This window comes from Streptomyces katrae, from assembly GCF_000717655.1.
GTDB classification, from domain to species: domain Bacteria; phylum Actinomycetota; class Actinomycetes; order Streptomycetales; family Streptomycetaceae; genus Streptomyces; species Streptomyces katrae_B.
Window position 1 is genome coordinate 1 of record NZ_JNZY01000080.1, and the last position, 8,347, is coordinate 8,347.

The 8,347-nt window shown below is 73.2% G+C and carries 8 protein-coding genes; 5 read left to right on the forward strand and 3 right to left on the reverse strand.

Translation table 11 applies throughout. The features are described 5' to 3' along the window. The first annotated feature begins 312 nt into the window (after positions 1 to 312). On the forward strand, positions 313 to 786 hold the full coding sequence (locus IF09_RS0139220; protein ID WP_030304302.1) for a carboxymuconolactone decarboxylase family protein: 474 nt from the start codon (positions 313 to 315) through the stop codon (positions 784 to 786). 129 nt (positions 787 to 915) lie between these two features. Next, a complete protein-coding gene (locus IF09_RS0139225) occupies positions 916 to 1,620 on the forward strand; it encodes an LppU/SCO3897 family protein (protein ID WP_051833670.1) in 705 nt (234 codons plus the stop codon). A gap of 31 nt (positions 1,621 to 1,651) precedes the next feature. Here the strand turns inward: IF09_RS0139225 and IF09_RS0139230 are convergent, their stop codons facing one another. After that, the gene (locus tag IF09_RS0139230) at positions 1,652 to 3,454 is read right to left on the reverse strand and encodes an AMP-dependent synthetase/ligase (RefSeq protein WP_030304305.1); all 1,803 of its coding nucleotides are present in this window, start codon (positions 3,452 to 3,454) and stop codon (positions 1,652 to 1,654) included. Between the two features lie 133 nt (positions 3,455 to 3,587). Here IF09_RS0139230 and IF09_RS0139235 point away from each other — a divergent pair, with 133 nt between their 5' ends. Further along, the gene (locus IF09_RS0139235; protein WP_030304306.1) at positions 3,588 to 4,604 is read left to right on the forward strand and encodes an AraC family transcriptional regulator; all 1,017 of its coding nucleotides are present in this window, start codon (positions 3,588 to 3,590) and stop codon (positions 4,602 to 4,604) included. Positions 4,605 to 4,619: 15 nt separating this feature from the next. Here the strand turns inward: IF09_RS0139235 and IF09_RS0139240 are convergent, their stop codons facing one another. Next, positions 4,620 to 5,825, reverse strand: coding sequence for a calcium-binding protein (locus tag IF09_RS0139240; RefSeq protein WP_051833671.1), 1,206 nt, complete (start codon positions 5,823 to 5,825; stop codon positions 4,620 to 4,622). A 238-nt stretch (positions 5,826 to 6,063) separates the two neighbouring features. Here IF09_RS0139240 and IF09_RS0139245 point away from each other — a divergent pair, with 238 nt between their 5' ends. Next, positions 6,064 to 7,236 carry a lipase family protein gene (locus tag IF09_RS0139245; RefSeq protein WP_030304309.1) on the forward strand — a complete coding sequence of 391 codons (1,173 nt, stop codon included), beginning with the start codon at positions 6,064 to 6,066 and terminating at the stop codon, positions 7,234 to 7,236. Positions 7,237 to 7,286: 50 nt separating this feature from the next. Here IF09_RS0139245 and IF09_RS0139250 read toward each other — a convergent pair whose 3' ends face one another. Next, positions 7,287 to 7,718 (reverse strand): MarR family winged helix-turn-helix transcriptional regulator, encoded by a 432-nt coding sequence (locus tag IF09_RS0139250; RefSeq protein ID WP_030304311.1) that lies wholly within the window; start codon positions 7,716 to 7,718, stop codon positions 7,287 to 7,289. Positions 7,719 to 7,843: 125 nt separating this feature from the next. Between IF09_RS0139250 and IF09_RS0139255 the strand changes: the two genes are divergently transcribed. Beyond that, the gene (locus tag IF09_RS0139255; protein WP_030304313.1) at positions 7,844 to 8,275 is read left to right on the forward strand and encodes a GlcG/HbpS family heme-binding protein; all 432 of its coding nucleotides are present in this window, start codon (positions 7,844 to 7,846) and stop codon (positions 8,273 to 8,275) included. The last annotated feature ends 72 nt before the right edge of the window (positions 8,276 to 8,347 follow it).

The window sequence follows — 8,347 nt, forward strand, 5'->3', positions numbered from 1 at the left end:
CGCGAAGCGACGCGACGACGAAGGAGGAGCGCCCTTGACGGCCCGGCACGACACGGAAGGACAGTGGACTGACGGGACACCCCCGGACACACCTCCGACACCGAGTACACGAACCCCGCCCCCTGGTCTCCCCGCCCCCGCCTCTCCCGACCCCGAGCACACAGACCCCGCCCCCGACATCCCGACCGCCCTTCCCGACGCCGCTCACACAGCCCCCGCCCCACCCCCACCCACCCCTGTCGCCCAGCTGTCACATCCGCCCGCGCTGATCCGTCAGAGCTGTGTAACGGTCGATACGGCAAGGAGATCACGATGGACGCTCGGCTCAACTTCCTCGGCAACGCCGTCGCCGCCAAGTTCGCGCGGTACATCAACTCGGCAGGCAAGGTCATCTCGGACTCGACGCTGCCGGCCCCCACGCAAGAGCTGGTGAAGCTGCGGGCCAGCCAGATCAACGGCTGCGGCTTCTGCACCGACATGCACTTCAAGGACGCCGTACACGCCGGGGAGACCGCCGTGCGGCTCAACCTGGTCGCGGCCTGGCGTGAGGCGACGGTGTTCACCGACGCCGAGCGGGCGGCCCTGGAGCTGACGGAGCAGGGCACGCGCATCGCCGACGCCGCCGGCGGTGTCACGGACGCGGCCTGGGCGGAAGCCGCCAAGTACTACGACGAGGACCAGCTGGCCGCCCTGGTCTCCCTCATCGCCCTGATCAACACCTACAACCGGATGAACGTGATCGTCCGGCAGCCGGCGGGCGACTACCAGCCGGGCCAGTTCGGCTGATCACGAGCGGGTCCGCCCGGCCGCTGCCTCCACCACGGCGGCCGGGCCGTCCCGGCGGAACGACTGCGTCCCAACACGCAAGTACTGCACACTCGATGAGGACCCGTCAGGCCGTCGTCCCCTCACCCCGTGGAGCAGCCGGTGGAGTCGCAGGAGATCCCGATCACCATCACCCCGCAGCAGGCCGCCCACGGCGTGATCCTGACCGTGACGCTGGCGACCGGCGTGGCCCGGCTGCGGATTCCGCCCTCCCGGGACGGCGATCTCGTGCGGGCCCGGCTCGGCGAGGGCGAGGTGCTGTTGCGCATCCGGGTCGCTCCCGGGCCCGGACCGGCACCGGCACCCGCACCCGCGTCGAGCCCGCGGGGATGCCTCGTAGCCCTCGGCATCGTCGTCGCCATCGTCATCGGCGCGATCCTGCTGAACAGCGGGGACGACGACCAGGACCGCGCCGCCGCACCGCGGCCCACCCCCTCGTACAGCTCCTGGTCCCCGGCCCCGGCCCCGCCGCCGGTGGACAGCTCGAGCGATCCGCTCGCCCCGCCCTCCGAGGAGCCGGCCCCCAGCCCGTTCGACCGGGGCACCTGCCTCAACGGGACCCTGCCGGACTCGACGACCCCGACGAAGGTCACCGGCGTGGAGGAGGTCTCCTGCTCGGCGTCCGACGCGCACTACAAGGTGATCGAGAGCATCCCGCTGACGTCGGAGCTGGACCGCTGCAACAGCAATCCGAAGACGCAGTACGCGTTCTCGTACCGCTACAGCCGCGGCGGGATCACCATCAACGAGTACGTGTACTGCCTGGTCGGCCTCGGGTCGTACGCCCGCGACTGAAGCCCCGGCCGCTCCGATCGCCCCGGCGGCCTCAGCCGCGGCGGTCCGGGCCGTCCCCGTACAGCGCGTCGATCTCCGCCGCGTACCGCTCCGCCACCGCCGCGCGGCGGAGTTTCAGGGTCGGGGTCAACGTGCCCGCCTCGATGGTGAAGTCCTCGGGCAGGACGTGGAAGGCTCGGATGCGGGCCGGGCGGGAGACCGTGGCGTTGGCCGCCGTGACCGCCTCCTCGACGAGGGCGCGGACCGCCGGGTGGGCGGCCGCGGCGGCCGCGTCCAGGTCGAGGCCCTGCCTCTTCGCCCACGCCGTGATCTCCTCCGCGTCCAGGGTGACCAGGGCGACGGGGTGGGGCCGGTGGTCGCCGATCAGGACCGCCCGTGACACGTACCGGGAGCGCTGGACGGCGAACTCGATCTCCGTCGGGGTGATGTTCTTCCCCGAGGAGGTGATGATCAGCTCCTTCTTGCGGCCCGTGATGGTCAGGAACCCGTCGGCGTCCAGCTCCCCCAGGTCACCGGTGTGCAGCCAGCCCTGCGCGTCCAGCGCCTGCGCCGTCGCGGCCGGGTTCGCGTGGTAGCCCGGGAAGACCATCGGCCCCCGGGCCAGGACCTCGCCGTCCGCCGCTATGCGGACCTCGCAGCCCGCGATCGGCCGGCCCACCGTGCCGTGACGGACGGCCGCCGGGTGGTTGAGGCTGATCACCCCGCCGGACTCGGTCATTCCGTAGCCCTCGTAGACCGCGATCCCGCAAGCCCGCAGGAAGTCCAGGGTCGCCGGGGCGATCGGCGCTCCGCCGGTCAGCGCCCAGTTCAGCCGGCCCCCGAAGGCGGCCCTGACCAGGGAGTACAGGCTCTTCTCCGCCTCCTCGTACGCCGCCCGCGAGGACTCGGGCAGCCGGCCCTCCGCCGCCAGCACCCCCAGCCGTACCGCCTCCCGGAAGCGCTCGGCGCCGCCCTCCCGGGACTCCGCCAGGGACAGCACCACCGAGTGGACCTTCTCGAACAGGCGGGGTACGGACGGGAGGTGGGTGGGCCGCGCCTCGGCGAGCTCGGACAGCACGTCCTCGATCCGCCCGCCGAAGTAGCACAGCTCACCGCCCTGCAGCAGGGTCGTGAACTGGATCAGCTGGGCCAGCAGGTGCGCCAGCGGCAGGTACAGGTACGTGGAGTCGCCCGGTCCGCCCTCGGTCAGCGGGAGCGTCGCGTCCTGGATGGCGCCCAGGTTGCCGTGCGTGAGGCGGCAGCCCTTCGGCAGGCCCGTCGTCCCCGAGGTGTAGACGATCGACGCGTCGGCCCCGGCGGGCACCCGCCGGGCCCGTTCCAGGAGTTCCGCCTCCGGGGCCGGTTCGATCCCAGGCAGCCCAGGCAGCCCCGGCAGCCCCGGCAGCTCCGCCGGCCCCTGCAGCCCAGCCAGCGCGTCCATCCGTACGACCGTGCGCAGCGCCGGCAGCTTCGCCCGCAGCGCCTCGGCCCGGTCCGCCTGCGCCGGGTCGTCGCAGACCACGGCCACCGCCTCCGAGTCCGCCAGGACCCAGGCCAGCTCCTCGTCCCCCGCCGTCGGGTACACCGGTACGAGGACGGCGCCCGCCGCCAGGATCCCGAAGTGGGTGTACGTCCATGCCGGCCGGGTCTCGGCCAGGACCGCCACCCGCTCCCCCGGCGCGATCCCCAGCCCGAGCAGCGCCCGCCCGGTCTGCCGTACGCGGGCGCGCAGTTCGGCGTAGGTGACGGTCGTCCAGCCGCCGTCCCCTCTGAACCGCAGGGCGGTCTCGCCGCCGTACCGCTCCCCCGTCCACTCCGTGAACACCGCCAGCGTCTCCGGTCGCACAGCGTCCATCGCCCTCGCCTCCCTGGGGGTACGTCCGGGGTACGTACGTACCGACGACGCTAGGCAGGCCGGCCCCTTGGGCGACATGACCGGAAGCGTCACCCCCGCTGACCCCGGAGCTCATTGGGGCTACCGTCGGACCATGGGGAGGCGGACGATCACCGTGCACCATGTGCGCGCCGTGCTCGCGGGGGCGGCGCGCAGCGGCATCGACACCGTGCCGCTGCTCCAGGAGGCGCAGATCCCGCCGCTGCTGCTCGGCGACGACCGGGCGCGGATCACGCCGGAGCAGTTCGCCCGGCTGTTCCGGGCGCTGTACCGGACCACGCAGGACGAGTTCCTGGGGCTGTCCGCGGTGCCGAGCCGCCCGGGCACGTTCGCGATGATGTGTTACGCCTCGCTGGGCTGCCGGGACCTCGGCGCGGCGGTGGAGCGTGCCGCGGCGTTCTACGGCCTCTTCCCGGGCGGCCCGGAGCTGGCGCTCGAAGTGACGGGCGGCGAGGCGCGGTTCACCGTGCACAACGATTTCGCTCGGGACGAGGAGCGTTTCCTGACCGAGTGCGTGCTCGCGATCTGGCACCGGCTGGGCAGCTGGCTGATCGGGCGGCGCATCCCGCTCGCGTACGCCGCGTTCGCGTATCCTGCGCCGCCGCACGAGGCCGAGTACGAGATCCTCTTCGACTGTCCGGTCCGCTTCGGGGCGGACCGTACGGGCGCCGCCTTCGACGCGCACTGGCTGGCCGCACCGCTCGTACGGGACGAGGCCGCGCTGGACTCGATGCTGCGCCGGGCCCCCTTCGACCTGCTGTCGCGGCCGGAGTACGGGACGACGGTCGCGGAGCAGGTCCGCCGGGCCCTGGCACGGCAGTTGCGCAGCTCTCCGCGGCTGCCGGCGCTGGGGGAGGTGGCGGCGCGGCTGGCGGTGTCCCCGGCGACGCTGCGGCGCCGGCTCCGGCAGGAGGGGACCTCGTTCCAGCAGCTGAAGGACCATGTGCGGCGGGACGCGGCGATCGCGGGGCTGGCGGAAAGCGGCGAGCCGATCGCGGAACTGGCGGCCCGGCTGGGCTTCTCGGAGGACACCGCCTTCCACCGCGCGTTCCGCCGCTGGACGGGGACGACGCCGGGCGCGTACCGGATCGCATCCGGTGGTTGGCGGTGAAGGGCCTGCGGCGGCCTACGGGATGCCGGCGGTCGTCTCGCAGTTGACGGCTGCGTCGGCGGTGCCCGCCTCCCCGTCGCAGAAGTCGGTGTTCGCTCCTCCGTCGAGGAAGTCGTTGGCGGGGCCGGCGAGGATCGAGTCGTCGCCGGCCTGGCCGCGGAGCCGGTCTCGGCCGCCTGCCGTGCCGGCGGTCGCGTCCCCGTCGAAGTTGGAGTTGTCGCCGAAGAGGAGGTCGTCGCCGCCTCCGCCGTCGATCTGGTCGTTTCCTGCCGAGGTGACGGAGGCGTCCCCGACGGAGCTGTCGCCGATGAGGATGTCGGCGGCGGAGCCGCCGGTGATCCGGTCGTTGCCCGCGCCGGTGGCCTGGCCACCCGCCGGGTCGTTGATGTTGTGGTCGCCCAGGGCGAAGACGCCGCCGTCGGACCCCATGTCGATCACGTCGTTGCCGCCGCTGCCGACGGCCCCCGCGACGCCCTCGCTGTCGCCGATGGCGGTGTCGCCGGTGCCCGGGCCGGCGCGCAGGATGTCGTTTCCGGCGCCGGTCGCCGTCCCCTGGAGGGGCGCGGCCGAGTCGCCGATCAGGCCGTCGTCGCCGCCCCCGCCGTCCACGAGGTCGTTGCCTCCGCCCACGGCGTCACCGCCGAGGGCGACGCTGTCACCGTCGATGTGCTCGTCGTCGCCGTCCCCGCCGAACAGACGGTCGTTGCCGCCGCCGCGCGCGGTCCCGGCGTCCAGGCTCCTGGAATCGCCGGTCATGAAGTCGGCGCCGGGGCCGCCGTCCAGGAGGTCGTTGCCGCCGCCCTCGGCGTTCCCGCTCGCGGTGAACGAGTCGCCGACCATGTCGTCGTCTCCGTCGCCGCCGCGCAGTTCGTCGTGGCCGCCGCCGGTTGCGTTGCCGGTGTCGAGGGCCGTGTCGCCGCGCAGGACGTCGTTGCCGGCGGCGCCGTCGAGCCGGTCGCTGCCGAGGCCGCCCACCAGCTGGTCGTTGCCGCCGAGCCCGCAGATGAGGTCGTTGCCGCCGCGGCCGTCGATGGTGTCGGCTGCCGCCGATCCGACGATGACGTCGTTGCCGGGCGTGCCGGTGAGGGTGCCCGTGCCGGTGAGGGTGGCCGCGACGCCGAAGCAGGTCGGCGGGGCGGCTGCGCCCGCGGCGGGCAGTCCCAGGGTGAAGAGCGCGGCGGTCGTCGCGGTGACGACACCGGCCGTGATGATGCGTGCCATGCGGGAGGCATGCCACACGGCGGCCTGCCCGCAAGCGCAGGCTGCGCCGCCTGGCTCACCTTCTCCTTCGTACGGGTGCCGGGCGGGTGCCGGGCGGGTGCCGGGCGGGTGCCGGGCGGGCGGGTGCGATCCCGGGCCAGGAAAGGTGAGCTGCGCGGTCAGCGACGTGCCTACCGGTCGGTCACTACTTTCTCCTCACCCACCCCCCGCACGAAACGTTTCGTTGGGAGAGCCGCCCATGCGTTTGCGAACCCCCACCCGCAGGACCGCCGTCGCCGTCGTGGCCGCGGCCGCACTCGCCGCCGTCCCGGCCGGGATCCCCGCCACGGCCGCCGCGTCCGAAGCCGGAACCGGCCGCCCCGGGGACATCGTCGATGTCGCCCCCTCTGCCTTCCACCCGCTGCCCGGCCAGCCCACCAACACCAAGGCCTGGAAGATCCACTACCGCTCCACCACCGCCGACGGCACCCCGAACACCGTCTCCGGCACCGTGATCGTCCCCCAGGACGGCCGGACCGGCCCGCGCCCGCTCGTCACGTATGCCGTCGGCACCGTCGGCATGGGCGACTCGTGCGCGCCGAGCAACAACCTCCCGTACGGCACCGCCATGGAGGCCAACCTGATCCAGCAGCTCACCCTGCGCGGCTGGGCCGTGGTCGTCACCGACTACGAGGGCCTCGGCACCCCGGGGGTCCACACCTACACGGTCGGCCCCTCGGCCGGCCGGGCCGTGCTCGATGCCGCGCGCGCAGCCGAGCGACTGCCGGAGGCGGGCCTGGGGGCCGGTACCCCGGTCGGCATCATGGGCTACTCCCAGGGCGGCCAGGCCGGCAGCTGGGCCGCCGAGCTGCAGGGTTCGTACGCACCGGAGCTGAAGGTGAAGGGCACGGCGACCGGCGGGGTCCCGGCCGACCTGATGAAGGTGGCCGACTTCAATGACGGCTCGTACGGCTCGGGCCTGATCTTCATGGCGGCGGCGGGCCAGGACGCGGCGTTCCCGGAGCTCCGCCTGGACTCGTACCTCAATCCGGCGGGCAAGGCGTTGGTGTCGGGCATGAAGGAGAACTGCGTGGCGATCGACGCCATCGCGGGCTCCTTCAAGCGGATCTCCGACCTGACCACCCGCAACCCCCTCGAACAGCCGGACTGGCAGGCCCGGTTGAACCAGAGCAGGCTCGGGCGGACGGCCCCGGCCGCGCCGGTGCACCAGTACCACGCGCTCGGCGACGAGCTCATCCCGTACGCCGTCGGGCGGCAGCTGCGCTCCGAGTGGTGTGCGAAGGGCGCGGACGTGGAGTGGGACACGATCTGGGTCGGCGAGCACGTCAGCGGCGTGATCACGCACTCCCTGGCGGCGGGCAACTGGCTGGCGGACCGCTTCGCGGACCGCCCGACGCATCCGAACTGCTGACGGGACGGGGGCACCGACGCCCTCAGGCCCCAGGCCCCAGGCCCCAGGACTCAGAGGCCTGGGGCCTCGGCGTTCCGGATGATCCGGGTGAGCAGATCCCGTACGGCGGCCGACTCGGCCTCGGTGAGCCCCTCGGCGAGCCGGGCGTCGAGCTTCGCCACCAGCGCGTCGGCCTGGGCGAACACCTCCGCGCCGCGCTCGGTCATCCGGATCTCGATCAGCGTGCCGTGGACCGGGTGCGGGGTACGGGCGACCAGGCCGCGCGCCTCCAGCCGGCCGAGCAGGCTGTTCATCGTCTGCGGGGTCACCGAGAGCTTGCGCGCGAGCTCGGCGGCGTTGATCCCGGGATTGTCGCTGAGCACGGCGAGCGCGCCCTGCTGCGCAGCGGTGATCCCCGCCTCGCGCACGGCGGCCTCCTTCGCGGCCTGCGTCACGCGCTCGGCCTGCTTGATGAAGACCAGCAGTCGCTCGGAGTAGTGCATGCGCCGAGTGTAGGAGACGGTTGCCAGTTCTCGCCGAGATGACAGGCAGCTTGCGTACACCTATTCGCATGCTGTTAGCTGCATGCATACGAACTACCGACAGCCACCAGTGCAAGGAGCTCGACATGACTGCTGTCCGCATCCGCCCCGCCCTCAGCAACGACCTCGCGCGCGCCATCGTCGACGCCGCCCTCGCCGCGGCCCGGGAGACGGAGCTGCGGTTCGCCATCGCGGTGGTCGACGAGTCCGGCCACCTCAGCGCGTTCGCCCGGATGGACGACTCGGGCCTGATGACCATCCAGATCGCCCAGGACAAGGCCTACACCTCGGCCGCCTTCGGCCTGAGCACCACCGACTGGCACGAGTTCGTCGAGAACGACCCGCAGCTGTCGGTGGGCGCCCGGACGGGCATCGACCGCCTGGTCACCTTCGGCGGCGGCCTCCCGATCGTCGTGGACGGCCAACTGGTCGGCGGCATCGGCGTCTCGGGCGGCCACTGGTCGGACGACGTAAAGATCGCCGAGGCGGGGCTCGCCGCGATCCCGTCGATCCCGTAGAGCCTGCAGGGCCCGTAGAGCCCGTCCATCCCCGCGCAACCCGGCGTCGGGATGGGCGCGGGGGTGGGGGGG